Origin of the sequence: Pseudonocardia alaniniphila, from assembly GCF_022524485.1 — a bacterium.
Classification (GTDB): domain Bacteria; phylum Actinomycetota; class Actinomycetes; order Mycobacteriales; family Pseudonocardiaceae; genus Pseudonocardia; species Pseudonocardia alaniniphila.
Map to the genome: position 1 here is coordinate 1 of NZ_JAKXMK010000008.1, position 17,835 is coordinate 17,835.

16 protein-coding genes are annotated in these 17,835 nt (G+C 68.4%); 6 read left to right on the top strand and 10 right to left on the bottom strand.

Translation table 11 applies throughout. The features are described 5' to 3' along the window. The 4 genes from MMF94_RS09980 to asnB all read left to right on the top strand — a co-directional run. Positions 1–445, top strand: a 445-nt coding sequence (locus MMF94_RS09980) for a zinc-binding dehydrogenase (protein WP_241036046.1), incomplete at its 5' end; no start/stop codon positions are given. Between the two features lie 13 nt (positions 446–458). After that, positions 459–860: a cupin domain-containing protein gene (locus tag MMF94_RS09985; RefSeq protein WP_241036047.1), complete on the top strand. Its 402-nt coding sequence runs from the start codon at positions 459–461 to the stop codon at positions 858–860. Positions 861–909: 49 nt separating this feature from the next. Next, the gene (locus MMF94_RS09990; RefSeq protein ID WP_241036048.1) at positions 910–1,503 is read left to right on the top strand and encodes an HD domain-containing protein; all 594 of its coding nucleotides are present in this window, start codon (positions 910–912) and stop codon (positions 1,501–1,503) included. Positions 1,504–1,895: 392 nt separating this feature from the next. Beyond that, entirely contained in the window at positions 1,896–3,767 is a 1,872-nt protein-coding gene (gene asnB, locus MMF94_RS09995; RefSeq protein WP_241036049.1) for an asparagine synthase (glutamine-hydrolyzing), read from the top strand. A gap of 54 nt (positions 3,768–3,821) precedes the next feature. On the opposite strand, the gene MMF94_RS10000 is transcribed toward asnB, so the two are convergent. The 4 genes from MMF94_RS10000 to MMF94_RS10015 form a co-directional block, all read right to left on the bottom strand. Beyond that, positions 3,822–4,796: an ABC transporter substrate-binding protein gene (locus tag MMF94_RS10000; protein WP_241036050.1), complete on the bottom strand. Its 975-nt coding sequence runs from the start codon at positions 4,794–4,796 to the stop codon at positions 3,822–3,824. A 144-nt stretch (positions 4,797–4,940) separates the two neighbouring features. Further along, entirely contained in the window at positions 4,941–5,438 is a 498-nt protein-coding gene (locus MMF94_RS10005; protein WP_241036051.1) for a hypothetical protein, read from the bottom strand. A gap of 22 nt (positions 5,439–5,460) precedes the next feature. Further along, positions 5,461–6,747 carry an aromatic ring-hydroxylating dioxygenase subunit alpha gene (locus MMF94_RS10010; protein WP_241036052.1) on the bottom strand — a complete coding sequence of 429 codons (1,287 nt, stop codon included), beginning with the start codon at positions 6,745–6,747 and terminating at the stop codon, positions 5,461–5,463. A gap of 112 nt (positions 6,748–6,859) precedes the next feature. Beyond that, the gene (locus MMF94_RS10015) at positions 6,860–7,174 is read right to left on the bottom strand and encodes a 2Fe-2S iron-sulfur cluster-binding protein (protein WP_241036053.1); all 315 of its coding nucleotides are present in this window, start codon (positions 7,172–7,174) and stop codon (positions 6,860–6,862) included. A gap of 287 nt (positions 7,175–7,461) precedes the next feature. On the opposite strand from MMF94_RS10015, the gene MMF94_RS43310 reads away from it, so the two are divergent. Beyond that, positions 7,462–8,262, top strand: coding sequence for a FadR/GntR family transcriptional regulator (locus tag MMF94_RS43310; protein WP_277398688.1), 801 nt, complete (start codon positions 7,462–7,464; stop codon positions 8,260–8,262). 20 nt (positions 8,263–8,282) lie between these two features. Here the strand turns inward: MMF94_RS43310 and MMF94_RS10030 are convergent, their stop codons facing one another. The 6 genes from MMF94_RS10030 to MMF94_RS10055 form a co-directional block, all read right to left on the bottom strand. After that, the gene (locus tag MMF94_RS10030) at positions 8,283–9,593 is read right to left on the bottom strand and encodes an MFS transporter (protein WP_241036054.1); all 1,311 of its coding nucleotides are present in this window, start codon (positions 9,591–9,593) and stop codon (positions 8,283–8,285) included. A gap of 222 nt (positions 9,594–9,815) precedes the next feature. Continuing rightward, positions 9,816–10,982: an ABC transporter ATP-binding protein gene (locus tag MMF94_RS10035; RefSeq protein WP_241036055.1), complete on the bottom strand. Its 1,167-nt coding sequence runs from the start codon at positions 10,980–10,982 to the stop codon at positions 9,816–9,818. Between the two features lie 30 nt (positions 10,983–11,012). After that, positions 11,013–12,767, bottom strand: a complete 1,755-nt coding sequence (locus MMF94_RS10040) for an ABC transporter permease (RefSeq protein WP_241036056.1) — start codon at positions 12,765–12,767, stop codon at positions 11,013–11,015. 30 nt (positions 12,768–12,797) lie between these two features. After that, positions 12,798–13,922, bottom strand: coding sequence for an ABC transporter substrate-binding protein (locus MMF94_RS10045; RefSeq protein ID WP_241036057.1), 1,125 nt, complete (start codon positions 13,920–13,922; stop codon positions 12,798–12,800). Between the two features lie 47 nt (positions 13,923–13,969). Continuing rightward, on the bottom strand, positions 13,970–15,079 hold the full coding sequence (locus tag MMF94_RS10050; protein WP_241036058.1) for an ABC transporter substrate-binding protein: 1,110 nt from the start codon (positions 15,077–15,079) through the stop codon (positions 13,970–13,972). Between the two features lie 240 nt (positions 15,080–15,319). Continuing rightward, positions 15,320–16,426, bottom strand: coding sequence for an ornithine cyclodeaminase family protein (locus tag MMF94_RS10055; protein WP_241036059.1), 1,107 nt, complete (start codon positions 16,424–16,426; stop codon positions 15,320–15,322). Between the two features lie 139 nt (positions 16,427–16,565). On the opposite strand from MMF94_RS10055, the gene MMF94_RS10060 reads away from it, so the two are divergent. After that, positions 16,566–17,774 carry an MFS transporter gene (locus MMF94_RS10060; protein ID WP_241036060.1) on the top strand — a complete coding sequence of 403 codons (1,209 nt, stop codon included), beginning with the start codon at positions 16,566–16,568 and terminating at the stop codon, positions 17,772–17,774. The last annotated feature ends 61 nt before the right edge of the window (positions 17,775–17,835 follow it).

The window sequence follows — 17,835 nt, forward strand, 5'->3', positions numbered from 1 at the left end:
GCACACCCCCGACGTGGACTACGTCCGCTCGCTGGGCGCCGACCGCGTGATCGACACCGACCGCCAGCCACTGGATGCGCAGACGGGGGTCTTCGACGTCGTGATCGACGCCGTCGGCCGCGAGGTACCCGAAGCCCTGTTCACAGCACTGCGCCGCGGCGGACGCCTGATCACCCTGCAGGAACCCCCCTCGCAGGAGCTGGCCGACGAGTACGGCATCACCGCGCTCTTCTTCGTCGTGACGGCAGACCAGAACAGCCTGGCCCGGATCGCCGACATGATCGACAACGACAGGCTGAAGGTCGGCGTCGCCGCAATGTTCCCCCTGGCCGAAGGCCGGGCCGCGTACGAGAGCGGCACCGTCCGGCGGGCTCACCCCGGCAAGACCGTGCTGACCGTCCAGGACTTACCGGCGGCCGAAAGCTCGTCGTCGCGAGAGGCATGACGAAGGAGATGAAATGCCTACCTCTTCCAACATGAGCCAGGAAGATCTGCTGGAACTCGTGCCACCGTTCATCGCGCAGGGTTCCTCCGCGATGGTCCGAGTCCTCGAGTTGCCGCCGGGCGACCCAGGTATCGCCCCACACCGTCACTCCGGGCCCGTGTTCGGCTACATGCTCGAGGGCGAGATGCTCTTCGCGCTCGAAGGAGAGCCACCGTATCCGATCAAGGCCGGAGAGACTTTCTGGGAACCGGGTGGCGATGTCATCCACTACACGGTCGCCAACCTGCTCGACGACAGGACCAGCCGTTTCGTGGTGGTCGCGCCGTGCACTCCTGAAGTCGAGATGATCACCGTGGTCTCCGATGAGGAGCTTGCAGCCAAAGCGAGCCAACGCATTCCCACACCGCCTCGGTAGTCGTCGCCGCGCCACCGTGATCAGCAATCGACGACAGGAAAGGTCAACAATGTTTCCAGAGACCCCCGCCGCTGCGGCCGCGTTGTCCGTGGCCACCCGTTTCCACTCGCCGGCGCTGCTCAACCACTCCGTTCGCTGCTACCTCTGGGGAACGATGTACGGCAGAGCGCACGGGATCACCTTCGACGACGAGCTGTTCTACGTCTCGGCGATGCTGCACGACATCGGCCTGACGGAGGCGTTCGACAACCACCGGCTTTCGTTCGAGGTCGCAGGAGGCGATCTGGCCTGGGTCTTCGGCGTGGCAGCCGACTGGCCCGAGGAGCGGGCCGCCAGGGCCGCGGAGATCATCGTGCTGCACATGCGCGACGACGTATCCCCGTCCGCCGACCCCGAGTCCCACCTGCTGCAGGTCGCCACCAGCTTTGAGGTGGTCGGACGTCACTCGGCAGAGTTCCCATCGGACGCGAGGACGGAGATGCTCGCCCGCTATCCCTGGCTGGGATTCGGCGCGGAGGTGCTGGCGAACTTCACGAACCAGGCGAGCCGTAAGCCGAACAGCGCCTGCGCCGCATCCGTCGACAAGAGGAACATGGCAGGGCTCGTCGCTGCCAACCCCCTCGGAAGCCACCAACCCGCCTGACGACCCATTCACAGGTCCACTGGACGCGGCGCCGCCGTTCATGCCGCGGCGCCTGCCCCTCTTCCGCGCGGTGAAGCCGGGGCCCCTCCACGGCGGTCGGCGACCGGCTCGGCCCCTGCTCCGCGATGGCCGGAGCCGGGGCCTCTCACGTCGGTCCAGCCGGCGGATCGCGTCGACCTGAACGAGCACTCCGTACGGGGGCCGCTCGCCGGCCAGTCGGCCGGGAGTACGTGCGCCTCGATCCGGGCGATGCTCTCGCCGGTGAGCAGTGTCACCGAGGCGAGATCGGGACGTACCGGCGCGAACGGTGCGTTCCCGATGCAACCCAGAACCGCAACCGCAGTAACGTTACAAGCAATGAACGTAACTATACTGCGGCGGGATGGATGACTATGTGCGGGATCTGCGGATGGGTGGACTACGAGCGCGACCTGGCGGACCCGGCCGCTCGCCGGGAGTTGGCCGACATGACCGCGACGATGGCGTGCCGCGGTCCGGACGACGAGGGCACGTGGGTCGACGGGCCGGCCGCGCTGGGGCACCGGCGGTTGGCGATCATCGATCTGCCGGGCGGGCGGCAGCCGATGACCGTGCAGGACGAGGGGCGCGCCGCGCTGGCGTTGGTCTACAGCGGGGAGACCTACAACTTCCGGGAACTGCGTGAGCGACTCGCCTCGGTAGGACACCGGTTCGAGACGAGCAGTGACACCGAGGTGGTGCTGCGCGCGCACCAGGAGTGGGGCCGCAGCGATCCACGGAACGCGGTGCGCGAGCTGAACGGGATGTTCGCCTACGCGATCTGGGACTCGCGGGCCCGGGAGCTGGTGCTGGTGCGGGACCGGCTGGGCGTCAAGCCGCTGTACTACTACCCGACCGCGCACGGCGTGCTGTTCGGTTCGGAGCCCAAGGCGGTACTGGCGAACGCGCTGGCGGAGCGGGTGGTGGACGCGGACGGGCTGCGTCGGGTGCTCGTGTACCTCGCCGATGCGGGGAACGCGGTGTTCCGGGGTTTGCGGGAGGTGCCGCCGGGCCACGTGGTGCGGGTGAGCCGCGAGGGGATCCAGGAGCTGCGGTACTGGCAGCTGGAGGACACCGGGCACACCGATGATGTGCCGTCCACGGTGCGGCACGTGCGGGAGCTGCTGGAGGACACCGCGCAACGTCAGCTGGTGGCCGACGTGCCGTTGTGCACGTTGTTGTCCGGCGGGCTCGACTCGTCGGCGTTGACCGCGCTGGCCGCGCGGCACAGTGCCGAGCAAGTGCGCTCGTTCGCGGTCGAGTTCGCCGGCTACACCGAGAACTTCGTCGCCGACGAAGTGCGTCCGACTCCCGACACCCCCTACGCCCACGCGGTGGCCGATTTCGTCGGCACCCGCCACAGCGACATCACGCTCGCGAACGAGGCGTTGATGGACCCCGCGGTACGTGACGCCGTCCTGCACGCGCGTGACCTCCCGGTGGTCGGGTCGGGCGGTGATATGGACGCGTCGCTCTACCTGCTGTTCCAGGCGGTCCGGCAGGAGTCGACCGTGGCCCTGTCCGGGGAGTCGGCCGACGAGGTGTTCGGCGGTTACCGCGACTTCTCCGACGCCGACACCATCGCCGCCGACACGTTCCCGTGGTTTGCCGGACGGATGTTCAACCACGACATGACCCGATCCGGCCTGCTCGACCAGTCCCTGGCTAAGCAGCTCGATCTGCCCTCCTACGTCAAGGACACGTACCGGACGGCGCTCGCGGCAGTGCCCGCGCTGACCGGCCCGGCCGCAGCCGATCCCCACGAGCGCCGGATGCGCGAGGTCTGCCACCTGTTCCTCACGCACTTCCTGCCCGTCCTGCTCGACCGCAAGGACCGGGTGAGCATGGCCGTGGGGCTCGAGGTACGGGTGCCGTTCTGCGACCACCGCCTCGTCGAGTACGTCTTCGGCACACCCTGGTCGCACAAGAGCTTCGACGGGCGGGAGAAGAGCCTGCTGCGTGCCGCCACCGCGGACCTGCTGCCCGCGTCGGTGGCACAGCGGGTGAAGAGCCCGTACCCGTCCCCGCAGGACGCGAGCTACGAGCGAGAGCTCCGCGCGGAGCTCTCGGCGCTGCTCGACCGACCCGACTCACCCGTCGCGCCACTGCTCGACCGTGACGCATTGCGGGAACGGCTGGCCGAGCCCATCGGCCGCCGCTCCGGGCTGGGCGCCCGGTTCGAACTCGAGCAGATTTTGAACCTCCACGCCTGGTGCACCGACTACCGGGTCACGCTCGACCTCTGACGATCCCCACTCCCCGGGAGGGCGCCGGCGCCGGGGTCGTACGGCGAGCTGACGTCATCCGAGCCCGGCCAGCGCCTTCTCGTAATAGGAAAGGTCGAAGTAGGCGGCGGCCGGTCGGGGCGCATGACCGGTCCAGTCGGCGCGCAGCCGCAACACGTTGTCGAAACCCGGACCGTCGAACCGGCCGTCCTTCGCCAGCCCCTCGGCCGGATCGGTGGCGACGGCGTAGGTGGCGGCCGCGACGTCGGGCGGCAGCTTCAGACCGTCGGCCAGCATCTTTGTCGCCTCATCCTTGTTCTTCGGATCGAGCACGTAGCGCAGCCCTTCGATGTAGGCCTCCAGATACTTGATCAGAATGTCGGGATGATCCTTGGCCCACGACCGCAGCACGATACCTGCGGTCGCCTGATACGGGCCGATCGTCGACACTGCCGAACCCTGGTCCTTGAGACCGTCGTTCTGAGCGGTGAAGGCGAACGGCGGGTTGAGCATGGACGCCTTGTCGTCCTTGTTCTGCTGGATATCGACGAGCCGTTTGGCCGTCGCACCGACCGATTTGATGGTGTACTCGCCCTTGTCGAGGCCGCCGCGCTTGAGCATTTCGTAGAGCTGGAACGCGTACGCGGTGTCGGGCGCGTCAACAATCACCGTCTTGCCGCGAAGATCGCTGATCGCGTGGATGTCGGGCTGTACGATCAGCCGGTTGAAGCCGTTGTCACCACCGATCACCGCCGCGACGTCCACCTTGGCGACATCCGCCATGGCCACGCCGTTGTCGATCCCACAGTGAATGATCTGGTACTTCCCGTCGGCGAGGCCGGCCCGCTGCTCGTCGGACGACGGCGTGATCTCGAGGTTGACCGATAAGCCGCGTTCGGCGAAGAAGCCCTTCTGCTGCGCCGCGAAGAGCGGAAGGTTCTGCATGCCCTGAAATACGTTCACAGTCAGCGAGGACTGAGCGGCACACGCCGGCACCGCAAGTGCCATCGTCACGACAGCAGCAGATAACAAGGCTCCAACGATTTTCATTGCGATCCTCCCCCCGGATGCCACGGACTATAACCCGGCATGGTCGACGGCGGGCCGGCCGTCGAGAGGCGAACAGCGCATTCTCCCCTTTGTTTCGGGTGCGCCGTGAGTTCGGCTGGACCATTTCGGTCCGCTGGGGTTCGTTCAGGCCCGCAGCGCCCGAAGCACGTCGACGACGTCGCTCTCGCCCGCCGTGGGCAGCAGCACACGGGCATGCGGCCGCAGGCCGGCAGCCGCGCCGTCGGCCTCGAACCCGTCGCCGAGGACGAATCCGGCCGTCATCACACCGCGCTCGGCGCATGCCCTGCCGATCGCCCATGCACACGCCGCACCCGAGTCGTCGGTCGCGACCATGAACACGGCGTCGGCGCGGGTCAACTCCTCGCTCAGCAGGACCGGCGTGCCGTCGATTTCTCGGAGCAGGAGGCTGTCGGGCGCGGCGTCCCCACCGTTCGCGCCGGGCGCGAGGCCTTCGCAGACGACGAAACGCGCGTTCGCCCACCGATGCCCTGCAACGCGCCGGACGACCCCGGCCGCCCCCGCGTCCAGCGCAATGATGCGTGGGGCACGGGCAGGGGCGATCTGGGCGTCGATCCGGAAGCGTGCCTCCGCGGCGGACGCCGCTCTGGCGCTGTCGCTCATGGCCATAGAGCAGGCTTCCAGGTCAGACCGACGAGATCGGCACGCCGGGCCTGACGCGGACGTCGTCGCGGCAGGACTGCAGGAACGACTCGGATCGGGGCAGGACCACCGCCGCCGAGCGCACGCGGTGGTGGGCGGGGTCCACACCGGGAGGCGTCACGCCCTCGTCGCGCAGGGCCAGCGCGGCCTTCCGCAGCTTCTGGCGCGCCTTGATGATCCCGCTGTCGGCGGGGACGAGCCGCTCCTTCGTGCGGTCGACGACCGGGCCCATGCTCTCCTGCAGCGACGCGTCCTGGATGGCGATGCCCTTGACCCCGGAGTAGTCCTCGCCGCGCTTCTGCGCCTCGCGGTCCATCAGATAGTCGTTGTCGAGGTTGGCCACGGGCCGATACGTACCGGGGATGTTCTTGCTGTGCACCCCGTGGCCGTCGAGCATCGCCTGCCGCTCGCTCGCGGTCAGGGCCCGCAGCGGGTGGTAGTCGAAGCTGTACGCCCAGCAGTTCTCGTCGTCGATCGGGATCCAGAAGTGGCCGTGGATCGGGTGGTCACCGCGCGGCGGCACCATGGTGAAGGCCGGCATCACCCAGGGCGTGATCCGCCAGTAGTAGCTGCCCTCCTCGGCGTTGCGGCGCGCGCCGACGAACAGCCCACCCTCGCTGTCGGCCACCTCGAAGAACGGTTTCGTGTCCTTCTGGTTGTACTCGTTTCCCTTCGCGCCCTTGAAGAGCGGGTCGTTCTTCAGCCCGCCGGAATGCAGCCATGTCACGTGGCTGGAGTCGATTCCCCCCTCGAACGCCTGCAGCCAGTTGCACTGCTGCCAGCGCTTCGACGTGTAGGTCTGCTCGGGTGGGACCTGCGCGAACTCGAACTCGGGCGGTGCGGGGCGGTTGCGCCTGTCCCCCATGTGCGTCCACAGGACGTCACCGATCTTGACCAGGGGGTACGCCGTGAGCTTGACGTTCTCGCAGAAGTTGCTGTTGTCCGCCTCCGACGGCACCTCGATGCATTGACCGGTGACGTCGTACTTCCAGCCGTGGTACGAGCAGCGCAGGCCCGACTCCTCGTTCCGGCCGAACCAGAGCGAGACGCCGCGGTGGGCACAGAACTCGTCGATCAGGCCGTATCGCCCTTGGCTGTCGCGGAATGCGATGAGCCGCTCGGACAGCAGCTTGACCCGGACCGGCGGGCAGTCATCCTCCGGGAGCTCTTCCGCGAGGAGCGCAGGCATCCAGTACTGCCGGAACAGCTCGCCCATCGGTGTGCCCGGCCCGGTCTGCGTCAAGAGGTCGTTGATCTCTTGTCTGAGCACGAGCGTCTCCTTCTGGTCTACCGACGCGCCGCCGAGAAACCGACTAGCGAGTCATTTCGGACTAATGTCATACCCTTATTCCCACGCTGTCAAGCCGACGGCCGGGGCTGCCTCACGGCTGGTCGGGCGGGATGTCGACCGTCAGGCCGTCGAGGTCGGGCGTGACCGCGATCTGACAGGAGAGCCGGCTCGTCGGCCGCCGATCGGACACGCCGAGGTCGAGGAGGTCCTCCTCCAGGTCGCCCGGGGAACCGACGAGCCGCGCGTACTCCTCGCGCACCCAGACGTGGCAGGTGGCGCAGGAGGCGTTCCCGCCGCACTCCCCGACGATCCCGGGGACCCCGTTCTTGACCGCCATGGCCATGACCGACTCGCCGACCGCGGCGTCGACGGCGTACTCCCGCCCCTCGGCGTCGACATAGATCACCTTCGTCAAAGTCTCTCGCGTCCCTTCCCGGCACCGACTATTTGGCCTGTCCATTAGACCATTCGCTTGGACATGGGGGCCATAATCGGGCGCAGGGTCCAGGGGCGACAGAGCACCCGGAGGAAGTGGTATCGGACGCCAATGCGGCTGGTGCAGCAGCCTCCTCCGATTGGTAGCAACCATCAGACCGATCGGACCTACGCCCGTACACTGCACAAATGACCACGCCGGGAACCGTCCCAGCCGCTACACCAGCTGAAGGAGGAAAGGGGGACCTCCTCACCCGGGTGAGCGTCGGGCGTGTCTCGGAAATGATCGTCGACCAGATTCGGTTGCTCATCCGCCAGGGCGATCTGGCCCCGGGCGACCGGTTGCCCGCCGAGCGTGAGTTGTGCGAGCGGTTCGGCGTCAGCCGCGTCACCGTCCGCGAGGCATTGCGGGTCCTCGAGGCGAACGGCCTGGTCGTGATCCGGGTCGGGGCGCGAGGTGGAGCATTCGTCACGGCACCGAGCAGCCGACTCGTCGGAGAAGGCATCGCCGATCTCATCACCCTGTCGACGATGTCGGCACAGGAGGTCACCGAGACGCGGATGGTGCTCGAACTCGGGATCATTCCGCTGGTCTGTGAGAGGGCCACCAAGGAGGACATCGCCGCGCTGTACGAGATCTGCGATCGCAGCAAAGCAGCACTCGAAGACGACGAATACCCGCTCGCCCTGTCCGCGGAGTGGCACACGCGTTACGCACAGGCAACGCACAACGGTGCCATCGCGATGCTGGTCGAGTCGCTGCACGACCCGCTGGTCATGTCGCTCGAACGCGCCCGGGAGGCGGCACCGCTGCACGGCAGGCGCGGCGTCAGGGAACACCGCGCGCTCGTCGACGCCATCGCCGAACGAGACGCGGCACGGGCGACCGAGCTCATGAGAACCCACCTCGAGAGAACCGCGAAGCTGGTCGCAACCGCCGAACGCGGAGACACCCGGCGGACGAGCCGCCCCGGCGGCCGCAAGCGGGCCGACACCGTCGCCGAGAAGCCCACCGGTGGCGCGACCAGGAAAGGCCCCGCCACCGGGAAGTCCGGCTGAGCGTCCGGCCACCGGATCGACTACTCCGACGAATCACCCCTGGTCCCCGAACTGTTCGCCTGTGTGCGCGTCCCACCTGCCTGCGGTTCCTCCGGCGCGGGGACGTCGGGTTCCGGCACCGAGGCGCTGGTGTACTCGCGGACGGCGTTGGGGCGAGCCCGGAACGCGGCCGCCACGAGCACCGGGCCGAGACCGCCGATCGTCAGGGCCGCGATCGGACCCACGACCCCCGCGAACGCGCCCATGAGCAGGTCCCCGAGCGCCGGGCCCCCGCGCGAGGACATCTGGTAAAAGGCCGTGACGCGGCCGCGGATGTCGTCGGGCGTGTCCACCTGCACCGCCGCGTGCCTGATGGTGGTGGCCATCGCGTCGAGCGCGCCGAGCAACAGGGCCGCCACCAGTGCGAGCGGGAACCACCGCGACTGTGCCAGGAAGATCGCGGCGATTCCGTACAACGCCGTGGACGCCAGCACGATCCGGCCGAGCCGGTTGCTGCGCGCGACGACGCGGAAGATCACGTACGTGGCGAGCAGCGCACCGGCGGAGGGGGCGGACGACAGCAACCCGTAGCCCGTCGGGCCCACATGCAGGACGTCGAGCGCCAGCGCGGGCAGCAGCACCCGATAGGCACCGAACACGGTGGCGGCCAGGTCCAAGGCCATGAGCCGCGTGACGAGCGGCCGCTTCAGCACGTACCGGGCGCCCTCCGCGACAGATCCGAAGACCGACCGCGGAGGTCCCGCCTGCACCAGCGGCGCCACCCGGAGCACCGCCAGCACACCGATGAGCACCGCGTAGGTCACCGCGTCCACCGCGTACATCAGCCCCGGACCGCCGACGGCGATGAAGACCCCGGCGAGCGCGGGACCGACCAGGACAGCCACCTCGCGGGACGGGTTGAGCAGCGCGATGGCCTGGGCGAGCTGATGCTTGGGCACCATCGCCGGGATGAGCGCCTGGCGGGCCGGCTGGTCGAACGTCGCAGCAGCCGTGGTGAAGAGGACGCTCAGGATCACGTGCCAGGCCTGCGCCTGCCCCGTGAGCGTCAGCACGGCAAGGAGGAGGGCCACGACGAGGCTGACCACCTGCGCCCACATCAGGAGCTTGCGCCGGTCGAGCCGGTCGGCGTACGCGCCGCCGATCGGGCTGAGCACGATCAGCGCGACCGCCTGGCCTGCGCCGACGAGCCCGGTCTGGAGGACCGAGCCCGTGAGCGCGTAGACCTGGAAGTAGTTCGCGGCAACCGTGCCACGGGTACCGATCTGTGACAGGACGACACCCGCCCAGTACAGGTTGAAGTCGCGATTCCGCAGCACTGCGGGCACTGCCACCTTGCGAATCCTCCGTCGAGGTCGAGTCGTGCAAGGAGCGCGCTGGACAACTCGGCCCTACTGCGCGGCGCCCAGGCGGCGCCCTCGCGGCGTTGTCGTCGGGCCCGATACAACAGCGGTATCGGCCCCTCCTCCGCCTTGCGATCGCCCGGGTGCGGGTGTCCCGCAAGGACACTGCACCTGGATCACCGCTCGCTACGGGCGGAGTTGTCCAGCACCCTCCTATTCCACCGGCACCAGCGAGAGCTTGTCCGGGTCCATCCGCAGGTGCACGGTCGTTCCCGGCGCGACGGAGACGTCCGGGTTGGAGCGGTTGCGGACCTCGACCTTGCCGACCTTGACGACGTGGTCGACCGAGTCGCCCAGGAAGGCCCGGTTCACGACCTCCCCCGTCCACTCGTTCGGGACGGTGCCGCCGGAGCCCTCCAGCCCGATCTCGACCGCCTCCGGACGGATCGACACGATCGCCTCGTCGCCCACCGGAAGGGCGATCGCGGAGCGCACCCGCAGCCTGCCCTCGGTCGTGTCGACCGTGACGCAGTCCCCGTCGTGGCCCGCGACCGTGCCGGTGATGAAGTTGGAGGTGCCGATGAACTCGGCGACGAACCGTGAGTTGGGGTTGGTGTAGATCTCGCGCGGCTTGCCGAGCTGCACCACCTTGCCCAGCCGCATCACGGCGATGTGCGAGGACAACGCCAACGCCTCGACCTGGTCGTGGGTGACGTAGATCGAGGTGATGCCGAGCTCGCGCTGGAGGCGCTTGAGCTCGAACCGCAGCGACTCGCGCAGCTTGGCGTCCAGGTTGGACAGCGGCTCGTCGAGCAGCAGCAGCGGCGGCTGGGTGACGAGGGCGCGCGCCAGCGCCAGTCGCTGCTGCTGCCCGCCGGAGAGCTTGGTGGCCTGGCGTCCGGCCAGATGACCGAGTTCCATCACGTCGAGCACCCGCTCCACGCGCTCGGCGATCTCGGCCTTGGCTGGTCGTTGCGAGCGCTTACGCACCTGTAGCGGGAAGCCCACGTTGTCGAAGACCGTCATGTGCGGCCAGATCGCGTAGGACTGGAACACCATTCCGAGTCCGCGCTCGTTGGCCGGCACGTTGACGGTGGACTTGCCCGTTGCCGCGTCGAACAGCACACGCCGGTCGACCGAGATCTTGCCGGAGTCGGGCTTCTCCAGACCGGCGATCGAGCGCAGCGTCGTGGTCTTCCCACAACCGGACGGTCCGAGCAGGGTGAACATCTCGCCCTGCTGGACCTCGAAGCTCACGTCGTCGACGGCGAACACGCGCGTCGGCTCCGCCTCGTCACCGTTCGCCTTCGCCGCCTTGGACTGCTTGCGCGACTTCTTGTCCGCCGCAAACGTCTTGACGAGGTTGTCAATGGCCAGCACGTTTGTCTCCTTCGGGACGCGTGGCGGGGGTCAGTCCTGCCGGAGGCCGACCTTGGCCCCGACCTTGTAGGCGACGGTCACGAGCACCACGAGCGTCAGCACCATCACGACGCCGAGGGCCGCGAGAATCGTGAACGATCCGTTCTCGAACTGCTCGAAAATCAGGATCGACAGCACCTCGTTGCCCGGGCTGTAGAGCAGGATCGAGCTGCTCAGCTCCCGGAACGAGACCGTCAGGATGTAGATGAACCCGGCCACGAGTCCCGGGCTGAGCAACGGCAGGAGCACCCGCCGGAACGTCTGCCACCAGCTCGCGCCGCTCACCTGCGCCGACTCCTCGAGCTCGGCCGAGATCTGGTGCATCGACGTCACCGCGTAGCGCATGCCGTAGGGCATGTACCGGGTGCAGTAGGCGATCAGCAGGATGAAGATCGTGCCGTAGATGGGGATGGGGCTGCGCAGGTACACGAACGAGATGGCGAGGCCGAGCACGAGACCGGGAATGACGAGCGGGACGAACGCCAGCTGGTCGAGCAGGCCACGGAACCGGATCTTGGAGCGCACGACGATCCATGCGGCCACGGACATGAACAGCATCACGACCGTCGCCGAGCCGAGACCGAGGATCAGGCTGTTCTTCAGCGCCGTGCCCGCCGCGGACAGTCCGGCGAGCTCCCGGTAGTTGTCCAGGGTCATCGTGCGGAACGCCTCCGCCGACGGCGCGACGTAGAACTTCAGCAACGACGTGTAGAGCAGCACCGCGAGCGGAGCAAGCACCGTCGCGACGAAGTACACGATGATCAGCCCGCCTGCCACCCAGCGGAACCTGCCGAGCTCCATGGGACGCGGCCGGAATCCCTTGCCCGTGACGGTCTGGAAGTCCTTGCCGTTCCTGCCCACCCGGTTGCTCAGGATGACGCCGAGGACGGCGATCACGAGCAGGCCGACCGCAAGAGCCCCCGCGCCGGCCAGGTCCGGCGGGTAGCTGCGCAGGGTGAAGTAGATCTGGCTGGTGAAGACGTAGATGCCGTTCTGCAGGCCCAGCAGGGCAGGCACCTCGAAGCTCTCGAGGCTGCGCACCGTCATCACCAGGATGCTCGCGACGATCGCCGGCCGGACGAGCGGGACGGTGATCTTGAGGAACGTCGTCCAGCGGCTGGCGCCGCTCATGAGCGCCGACTCCTCCAACGACGGGTCCATCGAGCGGAACGCCGCCACCATCAGGAGAAAGACGATGGGCGAGAGGTGCAGCCCCTCGACCCAGATCATTCCCCAGATCGTGAAGATGTCGAAGAAACCGGGACCGACGAGCGGTTCGAGGAACGCGTTCAGCAGGCCGATGTCCGGGCTCGCCAGGAAGATCCACGAGATCGTGTAGAGGATCCCCGGGATGATCAGCGGAATCATCGACGCCGCGAAGAACAGCGGCTTGAACGGCACGTCGGTCCGCACGTTGAGATATGCCAACGCGGTGCCGACGACCAGGCTCAGGATCGCCGCGCCGATCGCGAACAACAGCGAGTTCGTGATGAGCTCGCCGATCCCGTCGGCGGTGTAGGCCCGCGCGAAAGCCCCCAGCGTGAAGCCGTTCGCGTCGAAGAACGTCCCGTACAGCAGGTAGTACAGCGGGACGAGCGCGAGGTAGCCGATGACTACGGCCACGCCGGCGACGATGAGCAACTTGAGCGTGAGCAGCGAACGAACTCGCGCCAGTAGGCCCGAAGCCGGCTCCGCAGACTGCTGCGGCGGCGCCGTGGACGGCACCGTCGGCATCGCTGTGGTCATGTCATCACCTTCGTATTCCGACCGGGAGTCCTAGTTGCTGGCAGGCGAGCCACCGCTGACGACGGCCTCGTACTTCTTGCTCCACTCGGCGTTCTCGTCGAGGACCTTGTTGACGTCGACGGGAATGATCTGGACACCCGCAAGGGGGTCGTTGCCCTGGATGATCGACGGGGTCAGGTGCAGGTCCGCGATCACCTTCTGGCCCTCGTCGAGAATCCAGTCGTTGAAGAGCATCGCGGCGGCCGGGTGGGTTGCGCTCTTCATCAGGGCCACGCCGTTGGGCCGCGCGATCACCGGCTGGACGGGCGGCGCGTACTCGATCGGGGCGCCATCCTGCTTTCCGCGCTCGACGATGTAGGTGTAAGCGGAGGCGGCGACGGCGAACTGGCCTGCCGACATCAGCTCGACCTGCACCGTGTGGCCCTTGGTGATCTGCGCGCCCTGAGCCATGTCGGCGAAGAGCTTGTCGACCTCGGCGTCGGACTTGCCCTGCTGCTTCCAGTACTCGTAGAGCGTGAGGTACCAGTCGGTGTCGGACAGCTCCATGGACAGCTTGCCGTCGAAGCGCGGGTCGGCCAGGTCCTCCCAGGTCTTGGGCGGGCCGCCGACCGAGTCGATCACACCGGTGTTCCAGCCGGGCGAGAACAGATTGAAACGGGTGGCGGTCCAGCGGGGGAACCGGCCGGCCTCGGGCACGAGGTCGCGGCGCTCGCCCTTGTACTCGGCGAGGTATCCCTCGCGTTCGAGGGCCGCGAGCTCGGTCGCGTTGGTCTCCACGACGTCGTTGCCGGCGAAGTGCGCCGACTGCTCCTGCAGGACGCGCTGCAGCACGGTCTCGGAACCGGCGCGGTACACCGAGATCGGGATGTCGAACTGGTCGGTGAACGCCTTGGTGATGGCATCGGCGACGTCGGAGGTCATGGACGTGTAGAGGGCCAGCTGCCCCTCCTCCTTGGCGCGCTTGACGAGCTCGTCGCGCCGCTGCTGCCCCTTCAGCGCCGTGAGCTCGGCGAAGACGGCCTCCGCCTGGCCTGCCGCGGCACCTCCCCCGGCGGCGGGCACGCCGTTCGTCGCGGTCGGGGACCCCCCGCACGCGACGAGCGCTAGTGCGGCCAGGGCTGCGGTGAGGCCGATTCGGAGACGGGTCGTGCGCACGGAGTCCTCCTTGGACGGTGCAGGGATCGGCAAGCGGGCGCGGGTGATCACGCGGACCCGCTTCGGGTGACCTCGGCGTAGAGGTCGTCCCACTTCTTCGGGTTGTCGAGCAGCTCCTGCTCCGGCACGGCGACCACGTCCAGGCCGTCGAGTGCCTTCGCCGCCTCCGCGGTGGCGCCGATCCGGTTCGCCTCCGCAACGGCCTCCTGGCCGGCGCTGAGCTCGTAGTCCACGAACAACATCGCGGCACACGGGTTGACGGCGTTCGTCATCAGCCCGATGCCGTTCGGCCGTACGACGACCGGCTGTGCGGCCTCGCCCTGCGCCGGCTTCCATGCGACGTGGGCGCCCTTTGCCGCGGCGTTGTCGACGGTGTGGCTGTACACCGAGACGGCCACGGCGAACTGGCCGGCCGAGAGCAGCTCGCCCTGAACGGTGTGGCCCTTGGTGATCTGGGCGTTCGCGGCGACGGCCTTGAACAGGTCGAGAGCCTCCTGCTCACTGCGTCCCTGCTCGATCAGGTGGCGGAAGAGCGCGGTGAACCAGTCCACGTCGCCGATCTCCATCGAGACCCGGCCCTTCCACTTCGGATCGGCGAGCTCCTCGAAGCTCTTCGGCTCCTCACCCGGCTTCACGAGATCGGTGTTCCAGCCGATCACGAAGGCGTTGAACCGCGTGGCCGTCCACCCCTCGGCCTTTCCTTCCTCGCGCACGGCTTCGCGCAGCTCGCCCTCGTACGGCGACAGCAGCGCTTCCCGGTGCATCACGTTCAGCTCGAGCGCGTTCGTCTCGATCACGTCGTTTCCGTAGTAGCCGGCCGACTGCTCCTGGAGGACGCGCTGCAGCACCGACTCCGAGTTGCCGCGGTAGACGGAGACCTCGATGTCGTAGCGGTCGGAGAACCCCTTGATCAGCGGATCGATATCGGTGTTCGAGGTGTAGACGGAGACCTTGCCCTCCTCCTCCGCGCACTTCACGAGCGCGTCGGTGCGCTGCCCTCCCGACATGGCGTTCATGCGCTGGTAGGTCTCGGTCGCCGCGGTCTTCTCCGCAACCACCGGGCCGGTGCCCGCCGTAGGAGAGCCGCCGCACGCGGCGAGGACGAGGGCGGCGGCCACTGCGGTGGCGGCCGCACGAAATGCCAGAGAACACGTCATCGGGGTCTCCTGCGAGGAAGAGCCGGCCGAGGCCGGGACGCGAGGTTGGTTCCTCGCGGGCGAAAGTAACACGTATTGGTCTGAGGTCATACCCTTTCCGCGGACTGACGCGCCAGATCGTAAGCGGCCCCCCGGGCAGGACTCAGCACGCTGATCGACGATCGTGACGCGAATGTGACCGCATGTGTCCGGCTCGGCCCCGTCCCGACCGCCGTGTCCCGTCGAGCCAGGCGGCACATCTCAGTCCCTGATGTCCTGGAGGAACCACGACGTCGGCAACTCGTGACCGAGCCCGCGCTCCCGGCACTGCTCGTAGACGTGCCCGGCCACGGCGAAGAACTGGGCGCCCTGGACGTTGCCGCGCTCGGAGTACGTGATGTCTCCGGCGCCGGTGCGCACCCGGGCCCTGCCGGCCACGACGTCGTCGAAGGTGACGACCCGGGGCGCGCCCGGCCCCTCGGGCGGACGCCGCACCCGACCGTGGGAATGCCGCGCCCACACCGGGTCCTCCGGGCGGGCGACGTAGGCGAGGAACTCGTCGGTCGGACGCCAGGACGGATCGTTGACCGGTGCCGGCGCGGTGCCCAGCCGCAGCCAGGTGTCGAGCACCTCGAACGTGCGGGCATCGGGGCGGCCACCGACGCACGTCACGTGCGTGCCGGGCTCCAGCCAGTCGCCGACGATCACCTCCGCCGCCGCATCCGTGCAACCTGCGACGATGTCGGCGCCGCGGAAGGCGTCGCGAGGGTGGGAGACGGCGAACACGTCGACCCCGTGCCGCTCGCTCATCTCCGCGGCGTAACGCTCACGGTTGGCCGTGGTCGGGCTGTAGACCTGAACGCGCTCGATCGGCCGGACCGCGAGCAGGGCTTCGAGGTGACTTCGCGCCATACCGCCGGAGCCGAGCATTCCGAGAACACGGGCGTCGGTGCGCGCGGCGTACTTGGCGCCGATCGCCGAGTCGGCGCCCACCCGCATGTGCTGCAGCACGCCGTCGTTGAGCAGGGCCAGCGGCTCGCCGGTGCGAGTGGACAGCAGGAGGATCAGTCCGCAGAAGTTCCCCGGCGAGACGCAGTACTTCTCCTGCGTGCGGGTGCCGCCGTACTCCACCTCGGTCAGGACGTCGGACTTCATCCGGATCGCGTAGTACCCGGAGGCGGCGGACCCACCTTCCATCGAACCCCACTGGTAGATCGCGTCGCCGTCGCCCACCGGGAAGCGCATGTCGATCCGCGGACGGCAGATCGCGTGACCACCCGCGAGATCCCGATAGGTCTGCTCGAGCACGGCCACGACGGCCGGCATAGCGAGGACGGTTGCCGTCGCCTCGTTGTCGATCAGCAGCATGGCTCTTCCTCTTTTCGGTTTGTAGGTCTTACCATTGGTCCTTCCCGACCGGAAGGGGAGAGCGGGAAGTGCAGGCCGCCGCCGCGTGAGACGGCTTTTCCGGGCAACCCGACGCGCATGCGACCGGGTGTTCCGCTCCTTGCAGGAACCGAACTTCCGCAGGTACTTCGTCGGCCACGCCATCTCCGTGGTCGGCACGTGGGCGCAGCGGGTCGCCCAGGACTGGCTGGTCCTGACCTTGACCGACAGCGGCGTCGCGCTCGGCATCAGCGCCGTCCTGCAGTTCGGGCCGGTGCTCCTACTCGGCATGTGGGGCGGCGCAGTCGTCGACCGCACCGACCGCAGGCGGCTCCTCATGGCGACCCAGGCCGCGCAGGCGGTGCTCGCGGCGGCGCTCGGCGCGCTCGCACTGGCCGGGGTCGTCCAGCTGTGGATGGTCTACGCCCTCGCGCTCGCACTGGGCGTCGTGACGGTTCTGGACACCCCGGCGAGACAGGCGCTCGTCGGCGAGATGGTCGGGCCGGCGAACTACGTCAACGCCCAGGCTCTCAGCTCCACCGTGCACAACGCCGGACGGCTGGTGGGCCCGGCGATCGCCGGCCTGCTCATCGCCACGACCGGAGTGGGGATCGCGTTCGTCGTGAACGCGGTCTCCTTCGTCGCGGTTCTCATCGGGCTGATGCGCATGGACCCGGCGGCGCTGCGCCCCCGCTCCTCCCCCGCAGGTCGCCGCAAGCACCAGGCCAGGGAAGGCCTGCGCTACGTCCGGCGCACGCCGGATCTCTGGGCGACGCTGCTGCTCGTCGGGATCGTCGCGTTGTTCGGGCAGAACTTCCGGGTGGTGCTGCCGCTGCTCGCGCAGGACACCTTCCACAGTGGACCGGAGGTGTACGGCTACCTCACCGCCGCGCTCGGGCTCGGCGCGGTGCTCGGCGCACTGTTCAGCGCCGCGCGGGAGACGGCGACGTCCTGGGGGTTGCTGCTGTCGTGCCTGGCGTTCGGCGCGGTCAACCTCGTGACAGCGGCAGCCCCCGTGCTCGTGGCCGCATACGCCGCGATGGTGGCCATGGGATTCGTGAACATCGTCTTCAACACGCTCGGACGGTCCGTCCTGCTGCTGGGCAGCGATCCGGGCATGCACGGACGGGTACTGGCCCTGCACGGGCTGGTGTTCCTGGGCTCCACACCGTTCGGCGGCCCACTACTCGGCTGGATCTGCGAGATGCTCGGAGCCCGGACCGGGTTCGTCGTCGCCGGCGTGACCGCGCTGGCCGCCGGCGTAGCGCTGTTCCCACGGATCCGCGCACTGCGCCGTTCGGCTGCGTCGTCACCTTCGCGAATGGTATGAACATTTGCTATTTACCTGTTACGGTGGCGGCCGACCACGAGCGCCGAGCCGGCCGACTGCC

Coding starts and splice junctions, on each gene's coding strand:
- MMF94_RS09985 (WP_241036047.1), top strand. CDS start 459: ATGCCTACCTCTTCCAACATGAGCCAGGAAGATCTGCTGGAACTCGTG.
- MMF94_RS09990 (WP_241036048.1), top strand. CDS start 910: ATGTTTCCAGAGACCCCCGCCGCTGCGGCCGCGTTGTCCGTGGCCACC.
- asnB (WP_241036049.1), top strand. CDS start 1,896: ATGTGCGGGATCTGCGGATGGGTGGACTACGAGCGCGACCTGGCGGAC.
- MMF94_RS10000 (WP_241036050.1), bottom strand. CDS start 4,796: ATGAAAATCGTTGGAGCCTTGTTATCTGCTGCTGTCGTGACGATGGCA.
- MMF94_RS10005 (WP_241036051.1), bottom strand. CDS start 5,438: ATGAGCGACAGCGCCAGAGCGGCGTCCGCCGCGGAGGCACGCTTCCGG.
- MMF94_RS10040 (WP_241036056.1), bottom strand. CDS start 12,767: ATGACCACAGCGATGCCGACGGTGCCGTCCACGGCGCCGCCGCAGCAG.
- MMF94_RS10050 (WP_241036058.1), bottom strand. CDS start 15,079: ATGACGTGTTCTCTGGCATTTCGTGCGGCCGCCACCGCAGTGGCCGCC.
- MMF94_RS10055 (WP_241036059.1), bottom strand. CDS start 16,426: ATGCTGCTGATCGACAACGAGGCGACGGCAACCGTCCTCGCTATGCCG.